This window comes from Pasteurella bettyae CCUG 2042 (assembly GCF_000262245.1).
Classification (GTDB): domain Bacteria; phylum Pseudomonadota; class Gammaproteobacteria; order Enterobacterales; family Pasteurellaceae; genus Basfia; species Basfia bettyae.
On the sequence record NZ_AJSX01000030.1, the window covers coordinates 1 to 18,244 of the forward strand.

25 protein-coding genes are annotated in these 18,244 nt (G+C 38.4%); 3 read left to right on the forward strand and 22 right to left on the reverse strand.

The window, feature by feature from the left end; translation table 11 throughout:
- The 6 genes from HMPREF1052_RS05195 to HMPREF1052_RS05220 all read right to left on the reverse strand — a co-directional run.
- Nucleotides 1-918 (reverse strand): phage tail protein (locus tag HMPREF1052_RS05195; RefSeq protein WP_005760436.1); only part of this gene is annotated, 918 nt, incomplete at its 3' end.
- Between the two features lie 5 nt (nt 919-923).
- Nucleotides 924-1,457, reverse strand: a complete 534-nt coding sequence (locus HMPREF1052_RS05200) for a phage tail protein I (RefSeq protein ID WP_005760542.1) — start codon at nt 1,455-1,457, stop codon at nt 924-926.
- Nucleotides 1,447-2,361 carry a baseplate assembly protein gene (locus tag HMPREF1052_RS05205; protein ID WP_005760443.1) on the reverse strand — a complete coding sequence of 305 codons (915 nt, stop codon included), beginning with the start codon at nt 2,359-2,361 and terminating at the stop codon, nt 1,447-1,449. Before HMPREF1052_RS05205 ends, HMPREF1052_RS05200 begins: the two co-directional genes overlap by 11 nt.
- Entirely contained in the window at nt 2,354-2,695 is a 342-nt protein-coding gene (locus HMPREF1052_RS05210; RefSeq protein WP_005760591.1) for a GPW/gp25 family protein, read from the reverse strand. The genes HMPREF1052_RS05205 and HMPREF1052_RS05210 overlap by 8 nt, the downstream gene beginning before the upstream one ends.
- Nucleotides 2,695-3,228, reverse strand: a complete 534-nt coding sequence (locus HMPREF1052_RS05215) for a phage baseplate assembly protein V (protein WP_005760668.1) — start codon at nt 3,226-3,228, stop codon at nt 2,695-2,697. Before HMPREF1052_RS05215 ends, HMPREF1052_RS05210 begins: the two co-directional genes overlap by 1 nt.
- 112 nt (nt 3,229-3,340) lie before the next feature.
- Complete coding sequence (locus HMPREF1052_RS05220) at nt 3,341-5,788, reverse strand: phage tail tape measure protein (protein WP_005760660.1); 2,448 nt, start codon at nt 5,786-5,788, stop codon at nt 3,341-3,343.
- Between the two features lie 80 nt (nt 5,789-5,868).
- Between HMPREF1052_RS05220 and HMPREF1052_RS05225 the strand changes: the two genes are divergently transcribed.
- Nucleotides 5,869-6,060 carry a hypothetical protein gene (locus HMPREF1052_RS05225; RefSeq protein WP_005760460.1) on the forward strand — a complete coding sequence of 64 codons (192 nt, stop codon included), beginning with the start codon at nt 5,869-5,871 and terminating at the stop codon, nt 6,058-6,060.
- Here HMPREF1052_RS05225 and HMPREF1052_RS05230 read toward each other — a convergent pair.
- The 12 genes from HMPREF1052_RS05230 to HMPREF1052_RS05285 all read right to left on the reverse strand — a co-directional run bounded on the left by HMPREF1052_RS05230 (nt 6,035) and on the right by HMPREF1052_RS05285 (nt 12,078).
- Nucleotides 6,035-6,502, reverse strand: a complete 468-nt coding sequence (locus HMPREF1052_RS05230; RefSeq protein ID WP_005760581.1) for a phage virion morphogenesis protein — start codon at nt 6,500-6,502, stop codon at nt 6,035-6,037. The two genes, HMPREF1052_RS05225 and HMPREF1052_RS05230, sit on opposite strands and share 26 nt — an antisense overlap.
- Complete coding sequence (locus HMPREF1052_RS05235) at nt 6,499-6,981, reverse strand: phage tail protein (protein WP_005760547.1); 483 nt, start codon at nt 6,979-6,981, stop codon at nt 6,499-6,501. Before HMPREF1052_RS05235 ends, HMPREF1052_RS05230 begins: the two co-directional genes overlap by 4 nt.
- 229 nt (nt 6,982-7,210) lie before the next feature.
- Nucleotides 7,211-7,429, reverse strand: coding sequence for a TraR/DksA family transcriptional regulator (locus HMPREF1052_RS05245; RefSeq protein WP_005760656.1), 219 nt, complete (start codon nt 7,427-7,429; stop codon nt 7,211-7,213).
- Nucleotides 7,426-7,704, reverse strand: a complete 279-nt coding sequence (gene lysC / locus HMPREF1052_RS11655) for an Rz1-like lysis system protein LysC (protein ID WP_370446568.1) — start codon at nt 7,702-7,704, stop codon at nt 7,426-7,428. Before lysC ends, HMPREF1052_RS05245 begins: the two co-directional genes overlap by 4 nt.
- A complete protein-coding gene (locus HMPREF1052_RS05250) occupies nt 7,616-7,969 on the reverse strand; it encodes a hypothetical protein (RefSeq protein ID WP_005760575.1) in 354 nt (117 codons plus the stop codon). Before HMPREF1052_RS05250 ends, lysC begins: the two co-directional genes overlap by 89 nt.
- Nucleotides 7,954-8,475 (reverse strand): lysozyme, encoded by a 522-nt coding sequence (locus HMPREF1052_RS05255; protein ID WP_005760646.1) that lies wholly within the window; start codon nt 8,473-8,475, stop codon nt 7,954-7,956. The genes HMPREF1052_RS05250 and HMPREF1052_RS05255 overlap by 16 nt, the downstream gene beginning before the upstream one ends.
- The gene (locus HMPREF1052_RS05260; RefSeq protein ID WP_005760498.1) at nt 8,456-8,662 is read right to left on the reverse strand and encodes an HP1 family phage holin; all 207 of its coding nucleotides are present in this window, start codon (nt 8,660-8,662) and stop codon (nt 8,456-8,458) included. Before HMPREF1052_RS05260 ends, HMPREF1052_RS05255 begins: the two co-directional genes overlap by 20 nt.
- 5 nt (nt 8,663-8,667) lie before the next feature.
- On the reverse strand, nt 8,668-8,874 hold the full coding sequence (locus HMPREF1052_RS05265) for a tail protein X (protein ID WP_050954451.1): 207 nt from the start codon (nt 8,872-8,874) through the stop codon (nt 8,668-8,670).
- 2 nt (nt 8,875-8,876) lie between these two features.
- Nucleotides 8,877-9,383 (reverse strand): head completion/stabilization protein, encoded by a 507-nt coding sequence (locus HMPREF1052_RS05270; protein ID WP_005760485.1) that lies wholly within the window; start codon nt 9,381-9,383, stop codon nt 8,877-8,879.
- 152 nt (nt 9,384-9,535) lie between these two features.
- Nucleotides 9,536-10,192, reverse strand: coding sequence for a phage terminase small subunit (locus HMPREF1052_RS05275; protein WP_005760666.1), 657 nt, complete (start codon nt 10,190-10,192; stop codon nt 9,536-9,538).
- Complete coding sequence (locus HMPREF1052_RS05280) at nt 10,192-11,235, reverse strand: phage major capsid protein, P2 family (RefSeq protein WP_005760689.1); 1,044 nt, start codon at nt 11,233-11,235, stop codon at nt 10,192-10,194. The genes HMPREF1052_RS05275 and HMPREF1052_RS05280 overlap by 1 nt, the downstream gene beginning before the upstream one ends.
- A 15-nt stretch (nt 11,236-11,250) precedes the next feature.
- A complete protein-coding gene (locus HMPREF1052_RS05285) occupies nt 11,251-12,078 on the reverse strand; it encodes a GPO family capsid scaffolding protein (protein ID WP_005760677.1) in 828 nt (275 codons plus the stop codon).
- Between the two features lie 164 nt (nt 12,079-12,242).
- Here HMPREF1052_RS05285 and HMPREF1052_RS05290 point away from each other — a divergent pair, with 164 nt between their 5' ends.
- Nucleotides 12,243-14,030 carry a terminase large subunit domain-containing protein gene (locus tag HMPREF1052_RS05290; protein ID WP_005760599.1) on the forward strand — a complete coding sequence of 596 codons (1,788 nt, stop codon included), beginning with the start codon at nt 12,243-12,245 and terminating at the stop codon, nt 14,028-14,030.
- Between the two features lie 10 nt (nt 14,031-14,040).
- A complete protein-coding gene (locus HMPREF1052_RS05295; RefSeq protein ID WP_005760694.1) occupies nt 14,041-15,039 on the forward strand; it encodes a phage portal protein in 999 nt (332 codons plus the stop codon).
- A 639-nt stretch (nt 15,040-15,678) separates the two neighbouring features.
- On the opposite strand, the gene HMPREF1052_RS05300 is transcribed toward HMPREF1052_RS05295, so the two are convergent.
- From HMPREF1052_RS05300 to HMPREF1052_RS11225, 4 genes are read right to left on the reverse strand one after another with little or no spacing between them, the layout of a single operon-like run.
- The gene (locus HMPREF1052_RS05300; RefSeq protein WP_040596337.1) at nt 15,679-16,062 is read right to left on the reverse strand and encodes a DUF6531 domain-containing protein; all 384 of its coding nucleotides are present in this window, start codon (nt 16,060-16,062) and stop codon (nt 15,679-15,681) included.
- A 3-nt stretch (nt 16,063-16,065) separates the two neighbouring features.
- Nucleotides 16,066-16,494 carry a hypothetical protein gene (locus HMPREF1052_RS05305; protein ID WP_005760584.1) on the reverse strand — a complete coding sequence of 143 codons (429 nt, stop codon included), beginning with the start codon at nt 16,492-16,494 and terminating at the stop codon, nt 16,066-16,068.
- Nucleotides 16,495-16,508: 14 nt separating this feature from the next.
- Nucleotides 16,509-17,597 (reverse strand): PAAR domain-containing protein, encoded by a 1,089-nt coding sequence (locus HMPREF1052_RS10935; RefSeq protein WP_005760427.1) that lies wholly within the window; start codon nt 17,595-17,597, stop codon nt 16,509-16,511.
- 44 nt (nt 17,598-17,641) lie between these two features.
- Nucleotides 17,642-17,812 (reverse strand): DcrB-related protein, encoded by a 171-nt coding sequence (locus HMPREF1052_RS11225; protein WP_331271008.1) that lies wholly within the window; start codon nt 17,810-17,812, stop codon nt 17,642-17,644.
- Between the last annotated feature and the right edge of the window lie 432 nt (nt 17,813-18,244).

Sequence of the window (18,244 nt, forward strand, 5' to 3'; positions counted from 1 at the left end):
GGTTTTAACTGCAACACTTGTAGCGACAGTATCAGCGCTGTTACTATTTATAGCATTGGATTTTTTACTGTTTGGGATGTAATTATTTAAATTACGAGTTAAAGCATCAATTAAATCTTTAATAATTTTAATCGCTTTAGGTGTTGCCGCCTCTGATTCACTATTGCTATTAGTGGAACTGTTGAGTTTAGTTATTCCTTTTTGTGATGTTGTGGCATCTGTTGCCGTCCATTTACCATTGGCAGTCTGTTGTGCATTATCAGCTGCAGTTTTAGCTGTTTTGGCAGCGTCAAAGGCTGTTTTAACCGCTTTAGGTGTTGCCGCCTCTGATTCGCTGTTGCTATCCGTGGAGCTATTGAGTTTAGTTATCCCTTTTAGTGACGTTGTGGCTTTTTCAATAAAATGTGAATGTCCTGTTTCGTCGTAACCATTTTGACTATTATCATTAATAGTTTTAGGAGTAAATTGCTGGCGAGTGATAAAAATAACACTATCATCCACAGTCAAAGTTACATTATCAGATGAGCTGAATAGCAATATCATGCGTAATATTTGGATTTTGCCACTACCATTGTCCAATTGTGGTTTGTAGCTTTCAGGGCAGTTTGCTATTGCTACTAACTTATTTTTATTGTCAAAAATCCCCATTTCTCTAACGTAATAACCTCCTGATGACTCAGGGATTGTTAGTTCAAATATGATTTGTTTTGGATTTTTTGGATCTTGCTGAATGGCACTGATAGTATTACGATAAACTTCATGCGTTAATTTTGTTGCAGTATCAGTAGGTGTAATGGCTTTACCGTTGCCATCACCTACAGCCATATGTGTGATTTGTAACGGTTGTTTATTGGCTGTCGCTTGTGCTATGGCATTTTGTCCATATTCGGTAATGACGGCATAATAGTTTTTTGTCATGTTAATTATCCGTAAATGTTAATAATTTCACCTGTATTTTGACCGATAAAAAGATTTGCCATGCCTACAGGTGAGATGGCGATGGCTAGTTGAGTGAGATGTCTAGATACGGGTTTTACATCATCTATTAATCGAGTAAGTTCTTTATAGGTTTGTTCGTTTAGTCCTGATTCTGGCACTTCAACGGTAATTTCAAACGTGCCAGGTGTTGCAGGTGGGGTAGCATTAAACCACTCTTTTAATTCAATGAGATAACCAATAGGTTCGATGACTCTTTTTATTGCACTGATGGTCCCTTTATGCCTATGGATTAGATAGGCTTGTTTAATTGCATTACGTTTTGCTTGTTCTGCCCAGTTTTCATCCCATTTATCAACAGAGAATGCCCAAGCTAAATAGGGTAGTAATTTCTCTGGGCAACTATTAGGGTTGATTAAATCTTTAATTATAATAGGGTTGTCTGTGGCTATTTTTAAACATTCTGCAGCACGTATTTCTAATTTGCTTGAGCCTATTGGTAATAAAGTTTTATTGATCATCAGATATTTTTACCTCAATATTTAGTGCGGTACATTTCGTCGCTTTGGTATCATCTAATAGAATATCTTTGGTTGGATTTAATAATTCAACTCGTTGTACACCTTCGGTATGTATCACCGCATAAATACTTGATAGCGTAATATCTCGTCCTAATCTTCGACGTTCTTTCACATACTTATTAAGACGAGATAATATTTGATTTTTAATTGGTTCTGCTTCGGGTCCTTTATATAAGTAAACTTTGGCATTAATTTGATATTCTGTTATTGAGGCACTTTGCACTAACACACGATCGGCAATAGGACGCACAGAATCATCATTCAATGCTTTTGCGACAGTATTTAATAATTCTTTACTGGCAACACCATCATCATTACGTGACAGCACTGTTACTGTGACATTAGCAGGGCTTGGCGATATCACTGAGACATCAGCAACATCAGCATGTGCAGACAGCGCATGAAAAATATAAGATGCTCGTGGACCAGCAGTAGATAATCCCTCAAAAGCCAGTTGACAGCGTAGGCGAAGCTCTTCATCGCTTTCTAAAATTTCTGATATCGCAGGTGTAACGGCATTATCCGCTGGCTGAATAACTAAACGTTTAACATTAAAATTAGCGGCAATGACATCCAAGTCTGAGCCAGTGGCATAGGCAAGCATTGTAGCTTTAGCAGCTTCATTAATTCGTTGTCTTTCTTGTAACTGCATGTAGCAATTTTCTTCTAATAGCTTAACAATCGGTTCGCTTTCAAGCGATAACCGTTTAGTCCAAAATGCCTTTTCATTATCAGGATAAAGTGATATAAATCTTGCCTTACGCTCTTCGAGTAATTGCTCAAAATCTAAATCTTCTAGCACGTTAGGAGCATCTAGTTTTGATAAATCGACAATTTCACTCATGTTTATGTCCTATAAAAATATCGTTGAAATCAATTGTTTTTATTTGATTACCTCTTGTTGCTAGTATATTGGCGGTTATTTTTCCATTAGCAAAGATTGGCTTGAATTGGCGTATTTTTATTCTTTTCTCCCATTTTCTTAAGGCGGTAACGGCACAACTTGCCAGTTGTAGCATGAGTATTCTATTAATCGGGTGGTCAATTAATTTTGGGATATTCGACCCATAATCTCTGCGTTGTAGGCGTGTGCCAATTTGCGTTGTGAGAATGTCTGTAATTGATTGCTTAATATGTTCATTTTCATCTGATAATGTTTCGCCTGTATATCTATTCATTAGCTCGGTTTTCCTGTTTTTCCGCCACTGTCGCCTGTGTGCGTGTGGTTCATGGTTGAAATTCCGCCTGCTATTTGGTCGCCACCTGAATTAATTTTTCCATTTACTTGTAGATTGCCAGTTATATTGACTTGTGGTGTTTCCAAGGTGATAGATGTGCTAGCTTGGATATGTGTGGTTTTAATACCTGTGACCCTTAATGTGCCTGTAGTGTGGTTGTATACCATGCGTGCACCATCTGGGAATTCAATCACGGTTTCATCAGAGGATTGACTCGGTGCGTTTTGAGTGTAAAGCCCAACGAATACTGCAGCAGTGGTAAGTTCTCCACTGGCGGCTAAAATTGTGCATTGTTCGCCTACGCTTGGTGGACACCATGTTTTCACATTACCCGTGCGGAACGTGTGGAATGGCAACCAATCAGTGATAATTCCGCCTGATTTCACTTTGGCTTTAGTATTAACAAAATCCACTTCGGCAATAGTGCCAAAGCGGACAATATTTTCAATTCTGCGGTTTAAATCTGCGTTCATAAGCCAAAAGTGCGGTTAAGTTTTTTGGCATTTTGGCAAGGTTAGCTATTCTGTGCGAGTGGTTGGGCGTGTGGTATTGGAGATAACAAAAAAGGGCTTTCGCCCTTTGTGTTTAATCTCTATCTCGCAAACTGTTGCGTGCTTTGATTTGTGATTGTTGTTGCAGCTGTGCAATTTGTCGTGCGACTTCTTTTGCTATGGCATTGGCATCTTGTCCTGGTGTGGCGTTGACATGGATGGTGATATTCATCGGCTGACTGACTTGCACAGGTTGCGTCTGTATTGAGCGCAGTGGTGCACGGTCGTCCACTTTGATAGGCTGTGCTATAGCAACACTCATACCTAAACCTGTAGCAAGCATGGCAGTTTTACCGTAATTCAGGGCGTTAAGCAATGGTGTGCCAAGGCGTGATGTTGCCGCTTTGGTCATCACATATTCGCCACCGTGTACAATGCCTTTTGGTTCGTATTTATCACCGTCGCCTGTGTAGCCGCCACTGGCGTAGCCTTTGACGAGTCCCCCAATCCAATGTTCAGGTAAAGGCGAATTAGTTAATTGCCCATTACTAGTGATAGCGACTTTAGCAATCTCATTTGTAGCATTAGTAAATTGGGTTGTAGTATTCATTTTTTGAGTTTGGTTGCCTGCATTGACGATTTTGTTATTGGTTTTATCCACATCATCGCCAAGTCCTAAGAAATCAAGCACTTTGTTATAAGCACCTGTCACTGAGCTGGTGACACTATCCCAAAGCCCTATAATGCTATTTACAGTTTCGTTAAATTTATTTTTCACTGCGCCCGTGATTTGGTCAACGACCGCGCCCCATTCTTGCATTTTTGCCATGATCGCACCCCAAACTTCGGCGCATTTGGCTTTGATTTTGTCCCAATTTTTATATAGCAACACCCCAATGGCAATGACGGCAGCAATACCCATGACAATCCAACCAAGTGGGGTGGTTAACATCATAATGCCTGCCTTGACAAAGGCGGTTCCTAAAAACATCACCGCTTTGGCAGCAAGGGAAAATACAGTAGGCAAAGCCATAAGCACTGTTTTTATGACGGCGAAAGCTTTTCCGAAGTGACCTAAAAATAGAATAACCCTAAGAATTGGATAAAGTAAGAAACTCAATGTTAGGCTTAAGCCACCAAATAAGGTTAATAGTCCTGCGCCAATAGCAACGACTTTGGCAATAGTCGCCGCTAATTGTGGATTAGTTTTTACCCAATCATTTGCTTTACGCAAAACCCCTGTGAAACTTTGCGCTAACTCTCTTAGTTGCCCAGAAACGGTATCATAAACAGAAATTCCTAAGGCTTCTTGAGCGGACTGCAAACCTTTAATATCACCTGCTAAATTATCAGTCATTGTTTGACTAACTTTATTCACGGTGCCTGCAGCGTCTTTAATCATATTTTCATAGTTTTGCAAAGCACCGTCGGCTTGGCTAATTAATTCCATAGCACCTGCAACAGGAATTTTTCCAAAAATATTTTTAATAGTATCTGACCGTTTAGCAGATCCCATTTTATCAGTTTTCTTTTTAATGTCGGCGAGAATTTCAGGAATTTGACGCATATTCCCTTTGGCATCTTGAACTTTAATACCAAGTTTCTTTAAGTGTTTATTGCCAATCATATTCAAACCGATATTTTTTAATGCAGTACCAGCATTTGTGCCTTTAATACCTACATTACCTAATAATCCACTCATTGCAGCAGTGCTTTCCATTGATTGACCAAGGCTGGTCATAATTGGAGCACCTTCTTTCATTGTTTCATATAGTGTTTCTAAGCTGGTATTTGATGTCGTGAAAGTTAATGTTAAAACATCGGCAACTCGTCCCATTTGGTCGGCTGGAATTTTAAAACCTGATGAAATATCTGATGCAACATCAGACACTCTTGCGAGATCTGTCCCTGATGCAAGAGACATGTTCAGGACTGATTGCATTGATGCTTGAATTTGTTTTGCATTAAAACCAGCCATTGCCAAATAGCCTTGTGCATCAGCAACTTCCGAAGATGTAAATGCCGTTGTTGCACCAAGATTAATTGCCTGATCTCTCAATGCTTTAATTGTTTCTGCGTCTTTAACTTTATCTAGGCGTGTTAATGCTTGAACTTTTGAAAAACTTTGTTCAAAGTCCACGGCAGGCTTCAGCATTAAACCACCTAAACCGAAAGTAGCAACGCCTGCACCAAGTGATTTTTGACCGATATTTTGTGCGCTATCGGACAAACTTTTTACCTTATTCACTCTGTTTTGATAGCGTTGATTGCGCTTTTGGGATTGATTTAATTTATCAAGAGCCATTTTTTGAGAATTAATTGATTTAGTGGTTTGCTCAATCCGTTGTTTTAATCTCATTTCTGCATTAGCAAAACCACTGTTTTTTACTCGCTCTTGAGCTTTTTTTAATTGATTCAGTGTTCTTTGGTTATTTTTAATTGAAGTCGAAAGCTTTTGTACTTTTGATGATGCACTCAAGAATGTATTTGATAACTTATCCACTGCCGCCAGTTTGACTTGGAGAAATAGATTTTTACTCATTTTTAGTCCTTAATGTTAGAAAATTATTGACAGGGTATTTAAAAAAGTTCAAATTGTATAAAAAGACAAGGGAGTGAATTATGGAAATTATTGCTTGGATAGTTCTAGGGTTACTAGCTCTTATGTTTGGTGCATTTTTTCTCTCTGGAATTGCTTATGCCCTTATGTGCGCAGGTTATATAATTATGGGGGTAGGGTTTATATTAGAAATTCTCTTTACCCCTATTGTTGATTTATATAAGTTAATCACACGCTATCACTCAACGCCTTAATCACATAATTCTCAATCATTTCAACATCTTCATCTGTAAAGCCCAGCAATTCGCGCTGGGCGTATTTAACCTTAAATGCTAGCCGATCACTTATGCGACTTTTTAAGCCATGTTGGTGTACGTTTGCGATTGCAGCATCACCGCCAGAAAAACCAAGTGTTAAGCCGTCATCATTGCGTTTGAGTTTTAAATGTGATGGGCTTGTGATTTTCTTAAACATCTTATTTTTCACCCGATTTTTCGGCTTTTTCGACCGCACTTTGTTTTGTTTACGTGGTTCGTAGGCGGTGCCGTCTGGGTTTTGTTGCGCTTTAATGCGTCGCCGTTGACTGCGTGCGAGTTCGCGCCCGATTTGTTGGTATAACAAGCGTCGGCGTGGTTTGCTGATATTTGCTAATAACTGTGAAAAGGCAGTTTTGACTTGTAAAATATTGTCGCTCATTTTGTTTTTTCACTATCAAACACTAAATTTTCTTCATCCCAACTTTCAAAATAGACACGGACTCGTTCGTTATCCCAGACTGGTTCAGGTTTGTAGTCAATGATCACGCTGTCGTCTTTTTTATCCGTCACCAAAACGCGTTCAGTCATGTGGCTGATTTCAAAGTGAATATCGGCGGTGTTGTTATTGTTAAAATCAGGCGTAAATTTGACCGCACTTTCGCGCAAGTTGGTGTTTTGAAACAGCTCAGGTTGGTTGATTTGTAGATAGGACAAAATCGGCACGGTGAGCGTGGCGATGTCTTCGGGATAATCAGTCACTACAATATTGAGTTTGTACTCAAAATAAAAGCTCAAATTTTCTGTGCCTGTGCGAATGACTTTGCCGTCATCAATCCATAGTTGCAATTTGTCAGGGTTTTTCACAAAAAATGGGTTGCTTTTTTCAAAAACATTTCTGATTTGGTTGAGTTTTTTCATTTATCGTTGTCCGTTGTTGTGCACCCAATAGTCTTGCCATATTGGTTTAACTCTGGAGTAATGTATCCGTTGTCACTGACTAAATAGATCGTGCCACGGATGCAGATTTCTTTGATTACAACAGGGGGGTAATTGCTGAGAGTACCAAATGAGCCATTGCTCATTTTTATTACGTATTCGTTAGCAATCGCACTTGTTGAGATCAGCATTAATAAAAATAATATTGATTTCATCGGCGAAACCCTTTTAAGCGTTGTTCATAGACTTGTTGGCAATCTACGCAACGTGTACAACCTTGTACCATCTTTCTGCGTTGTTCGGGGATGGGTTCGCCACAGTCTTGACATTCTTGTAAACTTATTCTGTGTACCGCTTTAAAGCGGTTTTGTAGAGAGAGCTCTCGTTGTTTTTCTTCAATCGCTTGAGCGCGGTCAAATATATCAGTCATTTATTAGTTGTTCCTGTGTTTTTATTAAAGTCTCTAATGCAGGTTTTTAATGCGGTGTTTTCGGTGATACATAATTCTGTCATATTGAGTGATGCATCTAGTGCATTGGCTAAGTCTGCATTAGTTTTTATATTGATGTTGATCTGCTTACAAGTGGTGCTTGCAGTTGGGCATAAAATTGGTGGCTTAATGGGCGTTTTTTCGCTGGTTGAACAGGCGACTAATGTCATCAGGCACATTGTTATTGCTCCAATTTTCATTTTTTTGTAATGCATTTTTTAGCTCCGATGTTCGTTTTTCTTGGTTAGCTTGCAGTTGATTAATGCTTTGGGTAAGCGCTTCGGTGCGTTTGTTAAATTCGTTTACCGAATCCGCCAGTTGGGCATATTGGCTTTCCCACTGCCGTTTTAATTGTTCTTCTTTTATTGCTTCTGCTCGCCAGTGGCTCGCTTGCCAGCCCTGAAATAAAATGATGCAGACCAACACAATAGGACCAATCAGCAAAATACTTTTTTCTTTTAGCGTTAAAAATCCAAACATAAATCTGTCTCCTGCTGTCTGCGTTTGACTAATCCTTGCAGTACTTTACCGTTAGCATAAATCCAACGGTTAAACTGACTGCACATAGCTTTGATATTGCCTTGTTGTGCATATTTAAATAGGGTTGATTTGCGCATTGTGGTACAACCTACATTAAATGTAATGGATACTGCTGCTTCAAATGCGCCTTGTGGCAGTTGTTTACCGTTGGCATATTGATTAACGCAGTCTTCTGCATGCTTGATATTTCGTTTCAGGCTTTCAGCAATTTCTGTGTCTGTGTAAATTTTGCCTTTTATGATTTTTTCACCGCTAGTTTCTGCCGTGCCGATACCGTAGGTGAGATAACCCGCAGGGCATTTATATGGCGTGCGAATACAACTTTCTGCATTGCCAATGATTTTCAAGCCGCGTTCTGTGGTGCGGATTTGATTGCCATGTTTAGCAAGCACTAATGCAATAATAACGGTGACGGCACAGATATATTTAGTTGCTGTCTTTTTCATGCACTAACTCTTTTTCAATGGCTAATTTTTTCAATTCATACTCTTTTTGTTTGTAATACCAGCCAATTAACAAGGTGGCTAGCCCAAATAAGATGCCAAAAATTGAGGCTAAATCTGACCATGATAAACCAGACAAAAAAGTGATAAATGCACCAAAATAAGAGAGTTGTTCTGAGTTTTTATTCATTTTTATTATGTCCAAAGTTGTAGAGTATCTGCTTTGATAGCATTGGTATTTATCTCTTCTGGCAAGAGCACTTCAGTGCCGATATCAAGTATTGCGGAGACACTTAAATGAGGATTTAATGACATGGTTTCCTCTAGGAGTCCGTTGCTTCTGCCAAAATAGCGGTAAATGATGGCATCTAAGTTATCATCTTGTTGGGCATAGACTTTTATGCTCATAATAGTTCCACGTTGATACGATTTTTACTAATAAGATCAGTGATGGCAAAACGTGCGTCACGACGCAGTTGATTAATGCTTTCTTGTAACATATCCATTTTCTTTTCACCGTCGGCTGTGGTGTCATAGCTGGCGTAGCGCTCATAGAGATTTGCCGTAGCTAGACAATGTACTGCACGTTTATAGCGATACGCCAAGACGCTTTCGCCATTGATTTTAGAGCTTGCCATGGCTGAAAGTGCGGGCGAATTTGCGTTTATTTTAAAAGTAGTGAGTTCGTCATTGACTGTTGCTATGGCTTCAATGAGGGCATCTTTAGCTCTAGCAGTGGTGACTGTGCCGTCAATACGTGAGCTGTTGCGAAACTCTGCAATAGAGATGTCAGGATAAAATCCATCATTTGAGATGATGTCATCACTCGTTTCTTGCTCGTCCACTTTGGATTGCAAGTAGTCCATTTCTAAGTTTGGTGCGAGCTTGACGGATATTGAGCCATCTTTCATTTTCTTTCCTTTAAAAAGCGGGGTGAGGACAATTTAAATAAGCTTGTGCTATTTTTTGTCCGCCCCGCTGGCGTGGTGCGCTTTGGCTCGGTGATAACGGCAGGGTATCAGGAGACAGGGCCCACCGTCATAATTTATTCATTGGTTTTATTTTAATCAGGCTTGTTGAGCTGTTTGCGCAGTTTTCTTACTTCGCCTTTAACACCAATGTTTTTATCTAATGCTAATGCTCGCTCAAGTGTGGCAAGGGCATTTTTAGGATCAGTATCCATTTTTAATAAGCCTAATTCTCTGTAAAGACGTGCACGGCTTTCATCTGGCATGTCTTCGTCTTTAACTAAATAAGCGACTCGTTCAAGGTAGCTGATTTCAAAATTTTTATTTGCCAGTTGAGCAACTTTAGCATGGTCTGCAAATTCTTCTGCCAGCATAGTGCCTAACGTGCGGGTAAATGGCTCAGGGAGCTTTAATTGTTGATGTAAGGCATATTCCGCAATTTGTAATGCAAGATGATATTCCTCGCAGTCGATTGCCCAAACTTGCCAAGTCATCAATACATTATCTTGTGAGCCATTTCCGCTTGATAACGCCCCTTCAATCCATGGTAGATAGTCTACGATAATGCGTTTTTTATATGCTGCTTTTAGCTCCATGGACTGGATTTTTTTCAAGTCCTTTTTATGCCGAGTTAAAAGGTAGAGCATTTTTTCGTATTCTGTACTATTTGCCAGTAATTCACATTCTTTACTATGAGCTAGTTGTGCAGATACTTTACGCATATGGCGTTGAGCAGGCGTTAAGCGTTCCATTATGCTCCTGGCTGGCTAGCCACTTTTTCGGCATCTTCGAGTACAATATTTTCGATTAATGCTGCACAGCCATACTCTTCGACTTTATAGTCAATATTTTCAGATAAAAAATCTTCAATACGGTTGCGTTTTGGATTGTTAATAATAAAACGACGTGTTGTACCTTCCTGCATATAAATAGACAGGTTATCAAGACGAGTAATTAACATGGCATTTTTCGGCATGTATGGCACACGAATTGCGCGTAAACCGCCAAGTTGTTTTTGCGAAATTAATACTTGGCTTGCTAATTCATCTTGAGCAGACATGTCTTTATTAACGATGTTAAAGTATTTATCGTTTAATAAGCCACGGCCACAAATTACAACTAATTCGGTATCGTCTGCATAGACTTCATCAATTAAGTTATCAACGGCATCCATCACTAAAGCATCAAGATTTTTATATTCTTGACCTTTACCTACTTTAATTTTATTGTCAGTATCTTTGCCATTCATCACTTGGGTTGGGACATCATCACGTAATTGTTGTAACCAACCTTTTTTAACATCTTGCAATAGTGGGTTTTGGCTTAAATTTGATGTTTCAACGCGTTTAATGCCGTTAAATGCCATCATAATTAAGTTCAGTGCAATGGTTTTTTGTGTTTGATTTGCAATTTTTTGTTGGAAATCAGGGAATTGACTCCACGCATCTAAACGAGCCCAAGGAACATGCGTATCAAAGTCAACTTGTTCACAACGATATTTACGACCAGCTAATTTTGTAATGTCTTTAGTTTGACGGTCTGCTTTTTCTGTGTTTGTTGTGCTTGCGATAGCAGACGCAACGGATAAACCAACCATTTCGCCTTCTAGTCTGTCTGTATTGATGACATTAATCCATTGTAAAAAATCAGAATTTAGTAATACTTTCTCTTTCAATTTTTGTTCAACACTTGGCTCAACAGAAAATCCTTCTTTGACGTCTTCCACAGTGACATTATTTAATTGAGCAATGCGAGCAACATAAGCATTAAAGAGTTGTTTAGTTTTGTTTTTCATTGATGCATTCCTTAATTAGCAATCAGTTTCAATATTTTCTAATTCGCCGCCAGTCGTTTTTGGGCGAGGGGTGAAATTTTGGCTTGGTTGATTTTCAATAGTTGATAATTTTTCGGTAATGACCGCATTTTCTTTGGTAATTTCTGTAAATTGTTCTTGCAATGCAGTATGTGCCGTTTGCAGTGAGGTCAAATTTTCAGTTATTTCTTTGAGATGGTCCGAAAGCAATAACACTGCATTATCAACATCAGCAAAACGTTCTTCATTTGAGCGTTCTTTTTTGTTAAACATCTCTTTAATGCGAACAAATAAAGACGGTTTTTCATCTTCAATTTCATCAAATTCTAAAGTTGTTTCGATTGATGCTGTAAATAAGTTTTCAGGTTTTTCTTTGCGGTCGGCAAATGGGTTAACTTTTGCACCTGCAGAAAAAGCCAAGATATCAGTGCCTAAGCTTGCGGGGCTATCTGTTACGGCTAATCCAACTAAATAAGCTTCGCCTGTGTCAGCAAAATTCGGGTCGCATTCGATAGATGTGTAGATTTTTTGACGGTTTTTATTTAAGGCAATTAGTTCATCAGTTGGGTCAATTTGCGCCAATAACTGCAATTTACCTTCTGCATTTTCTTCAGCTTTTAATGCAGTGACATCACCATAACATTTTGAATGTGCTTCATCACTCCAAAAATATCGAAATTTGATGTGTTCAATATTTACACGGGCGCCATATTTTTTTAAGTCGTAATTCGCCGCCATTTGTTCAATCCAAGCGCGATTGATTGTACGTCCGTCAGTGGTTGCACCTTCCGTCGCAACAACAAACCATTTTGATGTTTTTGCCATGGGTATTCCTTGTTTTAAGGTCAGTTTTAAAATTGCCTTTATGTTGGACGTAAAAACAAGTGCATTCAAAGGGTTGGTTTTGTGGTTTTAGTGTTGACAATTTAGGCGTGATGAATGAGAGCAATAATCATCAGACAATGCGGTTATTCAAATAGGGATAACCGATGACAGAGACGCAAACAGAAAAAATTATTGAAAATGCGACCGCACTTTTAACGATTAATACGCAACGTGACGCAAAACTTAAATATTTTGCTGGCTATTCGATTTCGGAAATTGCACGCTTGCTTAATGTACCTGTATCTACAGTCGCAAGCTGGAAAAAGCGCGAAAAATGGGACGATGCAGACGTGTTTGAGCGAGTGAGTGGCTCCCTTGAAATGCGCTATTGTCAGTTAATTCAGAAAGATGTGAAAACAGGTTCCGACTTGAAAGAGTTGGATTTTTTAATGCGCCAAATGAAAGATGCTGCACGCATTCAGAAATATCAAGACGATAAAAAAGAAAGCACGTTGAATCCTAAATTAGGAAACCGTCATAAAGGCGAACGTAAACCGAAAGAGCAAAACCCGATTTCTGCGGAACAGGAAGAATTGCTTATTAATAGCTTTTTTGACGATATTTTTAAATATCAGCGCAAATGGTACGACGCAGGACAAAAATACCGCATTCGTGAAATTTTGAAAAGCCGTCAGATTGGGGCGACGTGGTATTTTTCGCGCGAAGCCTTAATTGATGCCTTAAAAACGGGAAATAATCAGATTTTTCTTTCGGCAAGCAAAAAACAGGCGTTGCAGTTTAAATCTTATATTAAGGCTTACGCCAAACAGACCGCCGAAGTGGATTTAAAGGGCGACACTATTTTATTGCCAAATGATGCGGAATTAATTTTTTTAGGTACGAATGCAGCAACTGCACAGAGTTATCATGGCAATCTTTACTTTGATGAATATTTTTGGGTGCCAAAATTTTCCGAAATGCGTAAAGTGGCGGCAGCAATGGCATCACAAAAACAATATCGCCAAACTTATTTTTCCACACCAACAACCACTAGTTCTGATGCGTATCAGTTTTGGTCGGGTAAGTCATTTAATCGCCGTCGCTCCGCAGAAGAAAAGGCAGAATTTGATATTAGCCACGAAAATTTAAAAGATGGCAAATTTATGGCAGACCGACATTGGAAGCAGATTGTTAATATTTATGATGCGGAAATTGGTGGTTGCGATTTGTTCGATATCGACGAATTGCGCTTTGAAAACAGCGTGGAAGAATTTGAGCAGTTGTATTTGTGCCAATTTGCCGACGATAAAACTAGTGTATTTAAGTTCGCCGATTTGCAGTTGTGCCAACTCGACAGCTACGAAGAATGGCACGATTTTAAACCGCACTTATTGCGTCCGTTTGGCAATCGTGAAGTATGGCTTGGTTATGACCCTGCTTATACTGGAGACCGAGCCGCACTTGTATTGATTGCACCGCCTCGTGTGGACGGTGGCGATTTCCGTCTGTTACACCACGAAACTTTTCACGGTTTAGATTTCGCCACACAAGCGGAGAAAATTCGCCAATATACTCAAAGTTATCATATTACGCGCATGGCGATTGATAAAACAGGGATGGGGACTGGCGTATATCAGTTGGTTAAACGGTTTTTTCCGTCCGTAGTTGGTTTGGATTATGACGTAAATTTAAAAAATGAAATGGTGTTAAAAATGCTCAATCTTGTGCAAAAACGCCGTTTTAAATACGACCTCGGCGATAAGGACGTGACGGCAAGTTTTATGACAATCAAGCGTCAAGCTACACGCTCTGGCAGACAGATGACCTATGTGTCAGATAGATCAGAAGAAGCCAGCCATGGTGATATTGCTTGGGCGATTATGTCAACAATTATCAATGAGCCGTTTGGCGGAGCCAGTGGACAAAATAGTACTGTTTTAATATCTTTTTAGTGAGTAAACAATGAGCAAAGAAAACAATCAAAATATACAAGCCTTTAGTTTTGGTGACCCCGAACCCGTGCTAGATCGTGCGGATATTTTAAATTATTTTGAAACGGTAGTAATGTATGAAAAATATTATTATCCACCGATTGATTTTGCAGGATTAGCTCGAGCATTGCAGTCATCTGCGCATCATCAAAGTGCAATAACGGTTAAGGCAAATATTCTGCTTTCAACCTGTAAAACAACTGCACTTTTGCCAAATTCTGAATTAGAGAAATTTATTAAAAATTATCTGATTTTTGGCAATGCTTATTTTTATGTTATCCGTAATGCGTTCGGCATCCCAATTCGCCTTGAAACACCACTGTCAAAATATATGCGTGTTGGCGTGGAAGATGGCGTTTATTATCAGCTTGTAAATGGTGTGTATGAGGATCATAAATTTGCAAAAGGCATGATTTTCCACCTGATGAATTCGGATATCAATCAAGAAGTGTATGGCATGCCTGATTATCTTGGCGCATTGCAGTCGGCTTTACTTAATGAAAGTGCAACGTTGTTCCGTCGAAAATATTATCTCAATGGAGCGCATGCAGGTAGTATTATTTATATGACAGACCCAATGGTTGGAGAAAGGAATGCCGAAGCAATTAAGGAGCAGTTAAAACAAGCCAAAGGGCGTGGCAACTTTAAGAATTTATTCTTGTATGCTCCCGATGGAAAAAAAGATGGTTTACAAGTTATTCCTTTGTCTGATGTCACAGCCAAAGCCAAGGACGAATTTTTAAATATTAAAAATGCGAGCCGTGATGACGTGCTAGCCGCTCACCGTGTACCACCGCAATTAATGGGGATAATCCCAACCAATACGGGCGGTTTTGGTGATGTGGATAAAGCAGCACGCGTATTTTTTATCAACGAAATTATGCCATTGCAAAACCGATTGAAAGAATTGAATGAATGGTTAGGGCAAGAAGTGATAAAATTTGAGCCGTACAAACTCTTAGACAATTGACCGCCCTTTGAATGACTAAGCACGCTATAACAGCGTGCTTTTTTGTTGTTCGTTAATCAAAATTTTATAAAAAAATCAAGGATATTTGTGCCTAAATTAATAATAATTACCTAAGTTTATTATATCACTGACTAAAATAGTGCAAAGTTGAAAACTTTATTTTTTCACTATTTTCCTGAAAAATTCACGCATGAAAAATCGCGGACAAAGCCTCGCCTCGCCCGCACAGTAAATAGGTGTGTTTTTACGCAAACTTCGAAAGCCGATCCAACCAAGCAAGATCTAACACTAAACGGATCTTTCAAACGTGATCTTTTTATGCAAATTTACGCAAGATTACGCAAATTTATAATTGATTTAGATCATTAAAATTGTATTTAAATCCATTTTTTATTTTATTTAAATTAGTGCGTTTTATTTGTTCTATAGATAAATCAACTAATTGATTTTAAATAAAATGTATTGCCGACCCTAGGCACCACTAGTAAAATTTATAAAAATGATAAGCCGCTTTTAAAGCGGCTTTTTTATTTGCGGTTTTTAAACGTCTCCGTGTAAGCTAATTGGTCGCCGTCCCATAGGTATTGGAATTTTAGGCATTGTTGCGGACAGGCTTTTGATATCCACCGTCCAAGAGCGTCATATTGATAATACCACACATCGCCTTTGTTGTTGGTAATGCTGGTCAGTTGATTGCTGGCATTTCAGCGATAAGCGTAAATAAGTGCCTTCGAAAGTCGCAATTTTAATGTGTTGTCCGTTGTCGGATACTTCAGCATATTCGGAGAAGTTATCCGTCCAGAAACGTACGCATACCCCGTCGGCTTGTTGTTGGTCCTTATGGCGAGAGCAAGTGCGAATGAATGATAAAGGGATAGTTTGCCCAAGAGTGAAATCAACCCGTTGTTCAACGAGTTGACCGGTTAGTACATCAATAGGGTCGCCTTTAATAAACTTTTTTGTCGCTTCGGTAAAGCGTTTGAAGCCAGTATTATCGGTAAATGCACATTTAAAAAGGATCATTTACTACCACTTTAATGGACCTTTATGAATATTAGAGAAAAACTGAGTATATTTATCAGTAGCAGGTTCATAGCCACAATAGTAATTCTTTGCTAATATTGTTTTATTCCATTCAAAAATAGCCCTTTTTATTATGTCTAAATCTATTTTGAATAATTCATTGCTATCAAAATTCATATTTAGTTCTAGTTCTTTTTTATAGATTATTAAATTGATAAAAATCTCTTTTAAGTTTATACCAAAAATATTTACATTACTTAATTTAAAATAAATAGCTCCATCTTCAATAGATGATTCACTTAAAATGGATTGAATGTTATCGTTGCTAGATGATAATTCTATGCTTTCTGCATTTAAATTGTTTATCATATTGATAATGTTTTTTAAGTTTACTCTTTCTATTTCATCAAATGTTATTTCTAAAATATTCATTTTCTTTTATCCTGTTAGTCAATAAATCCTTTAAATGTCCAATCCTGATTTAATCTCATTCCTCTTCCATCAGGTAATCTTTTTTCAATAAACTCAATTTCTTTTTTAGAAATTGTTTGCTCAAATTTTCCTGGGGCATTTAATATGTCATCAAAATGTTTTATTCCCTGCTCATTCCAAGTCGTCATATTACCTTTAATCTTTCCACCCCATATTTCAGGTTTTCTTCCTGCATGTTGACTTAATGCATGTCCAATTTTAGTACTCCCTTTATATGATTCTTGAGCTGAACCTCTGGCTATTTTAGCAACATTTCTAAATAGTGGAGCAAGCCTTGAGCGTTTAAAGCGATTAGTTAGCATTGCCCCAATATAAGCACCGTGAGTCGCCACGCATTTCCCCGCTTGAGCAACAGCTTTTCCAATCCCTTTACTAAATAACGCTGTTGGAGGCACAATAAATTCAACACCAATTAACAATGCCCGTTGAAAACCGTTAAATTCAGGTTGCATTTCAACATAATTGCCTTGTCCTGAGCCGATAAAAACATTTTGGGAACCTTCGGCAATGATTGCACTACACTCAGTTTTATCGCCTTTACGTGCGACGGCTTTGTTATTTGCAAAGACAGTTTCGCTACCTTGAGCAATTTTAGGGGGTGGAGAATGACGAGTACAACCAACACTTAATGGCAAATCAGCTATTGCTAACGGTTTGTTATTTACCAATACATTCGGAGAGCCTAGAATAATTGGACCACTTGGTTCTCCTCCAATGGCTTCATCGACAAAACTTGTTACTGCATTAGTGATTTTTTCTATTCCTCCGGAGAGAGCATAAGTTGCAATAGCACCAATTGCCATTGAAGCTAAGCCACCGGTTGCCGCAAACGCTACTCCTGCCAGTGCAAAAATTCCAGCTGTAACACAGGCCCCAACCACAGCACCAGCTAATGCTGACCAAAAGCTAGTATGATTGATAATATCCCCGACACGTGCAGCTGGAGTAACAACGTTAAGGGGCGTGCTGAGTTGCACAGTGGAACGAGGAAAGGCGTTAATGCGTTGGGTGATGCGTTGAACGATGTCAAATGATTCAGCCATAAATAAAGTTCTCTCTTTGGGTAAGAAAAATACTTGTAAAATGGTTATGCGTTGGTTTTATCTCTAGTGGCGTTAAAACTATAAAGGACTTCTAGCATAGCTTGCCGTTGCTTTTTAGTAAAGGGGCTATTTGCAGTATAGGTAAAAGTTAGTAACAGATTATGGCGAATTTGCAATACCGTGCATTGATACATAATGTTTTCTTCAGATAGCACTCGTTATTAGTGAGTGTTGAAAATAGATATAAAAAGAGGTTCGTTATAGACGAACACTATCAGGGAAAAACTGAAAAATATATTGTAAATTTGCAAAAAAGACTGATAGAAAATTTTTATGAATTATTAAATAATAAAATTGTTCAATAATTTATAAAAATTTAAAGATAGTAAAATTTGTATGGTTCCATTGTCTGTGAAATCGGATAAATAGAGCATATTTTTGTATTGAACTGTATTATCAAGGGTGACTAATGGATTAAATTCTTCAATAGGTAATACTACAAACTGTGGATTACCTTTTATATCGTTAATGTTATTGTAACTTCATCTTTTTTATTTAAAAGGGCCTTTTTACTATGTTTTTGATATTCTGAGTTTAACCATTTGGATATTAATTATTGTTGGTTCACATGGATTATTATCGAATAA

Excerpts from the sequence above, each read along its gene's own strand:
- HMPREF1052_RS05200 (WP_005760542.1), bottom strand. The coding sequence starts at position 1,457 with ATGATCAATAAAACTTTATTACCAATAGGCTCAAGCAAATTAGAAATA.
- HMPREF1052_RS05205 (WP_005760443.1), bottom strand. The coding sequence starts at position 2,361 with ATGAGTGAAATTGTCGATTTATCAAAACTAGATGCTCCTAACGTGCTA.
- HMPREF1052_RS05210 (WP_005760591.1), bottom strand. The coding sequence starts at position 2,695 with ATGAATAGATATACAGGCGAAACATTATCAGATGAAAATGAACATATT.
- HMPREF1052_RS05215 (WP_005760668.1), bottom strand. The coding sequence starts at position 3,228 with ATGAACGCAGATTTAAACCGCAGAATTGAAAATATTGTCCGCTTTGGC.
- HMPREF1052_RS05220 (WP_005760660.1), bottom strand. The coding sequence starts at position 5,788 with ATGAGTAAAAATCTATTTCTCCAAGTCAAACTGGCGGCAGTGGATAAG.
- HMPREF1052_RS05225 (WP_005760460.1), top strand. The coding sequence starts at position 5,869 with ATGGAAATTATTGCTTGGATAGTTCTAGGGTTACTAGCTCTTATGTTT.
- HMPREF1052_RS05230 (WP_005760581.1), bottom strand. The coding sequence starts at position 6,502 with ATGAGCGACAATATTTTACAAGTCAAAACTGCCTTTTCACAGTTATTA.
- HMPREF1052_RS05235 (WP_005760547.1), bottom strand. The coding sequence starts at position 6,981 with ATGAAAAAACTCAACCAAATCAGAAATGTTTTTGAAAAAAGCAACCCA.
- HMPREF1052_RS05245 (WP_005760656.1), bottom strand. The coding sequence starts at position 7,429 with ATGACTGATATATTTGACCGCGCTCAAGCGATTGAAGAAAAACAACGA.
- lysC (WP_370446568.1), bottom strand. The coding sequence starts at position 7,704 with ATGCATTACAAAAAAATGAAAATTGGAGCAATAACAATGTGCCTGATG.
- HMPREF1052_RS05250 (WP_005760575.1), bottom strand. The coding sequence starts at position 7,969 with ATGTTTGGATTTTTAACGCTAAAAGAAAAAAGTATTTTGCTGATTGGT.
- HMPREF1052_RS05255 (WP_005760646.1), bottom strand. The coding sequence starts at position 8,475 with ATGAAAAAGACAGCAACTAAATATATCTGTGCCGTCACCGTTATTATT.
- HMPREF1052_RS05260 (WP_005760498.1), bottom strand. The coding sequence starts at position 8,662 with ATGAATAAAAACTCAGAACAACTCTCTTATTTTGGTGCATTTATCACT.
- HMPREF1052_RS05270 (WP_005760485.1), bottom strand. The coding sequence starts at position 9,383 with ATGAAAGATGGCTCAATATCCGTCAAGCTCGCACCAAACTTAGAAATG.
- HMPREF1052_RS05275 (WP_005760666.1), bottom strand. The coding sequence starts at position 10,192 with ATGGAACGCTTAACGCCTGCTCAACGCCATATGCGTAAAGTATCTGCA.
- HMPREF1052_RS05280 (WP_005760689.1), bottom strand. The coding sequence starts at position 11,235 with ATGAAAAACAAAACTAAACAACTCTTTAATGCTTATGTTGCTCGCATT.
- HMPREF1052_RS05285 (WP_005760677.1), bottom strand. The coding sequence starts at position 12,078 with ATGGCAAAAACATCAAAATGGTTTGTTGTTGCGACGGAAGGTGCAACC.
- HMPREF1052_RS05290 (WP_005760599.1), top strand. The coding sequence starts at position 12,243 with ATGACAGAGACGCAAACAGAAAAAATTATTGAAAATGCGACCGCACTT.
- HMPREF1052_RS05295 (WP_005760694.1), top strand. The coding sequence starts at position 14,041 with ATGAGCAAAGAAAACAATCAAAATATACAAGCCTTTAGTTTTGGTGAC.
- HMPREF1052_RS05300 (WP_040596337.1), bottom strand. The coding sequence starts at position 16,062 with ATGATCCTTTTTAAATGTGCATTTACCGATAATACTGGCTTCAAACGC.
- HMPREF1052_RS05305 (WP_005760584.1), bottom strand. The coding sequence starts at position 16,494 with ATGAATATTTTAGAAATAACATTTGATGAAATAGAAAGAGTAAACTTA.
- HMPREF1052_RS10935 (WP_005760427.1), bottom strand. The coding sequence starts at position 17,597 with ATGGCTGAATCATTTGACATCGTTCAACGCATCACCCAACGCATTAAC.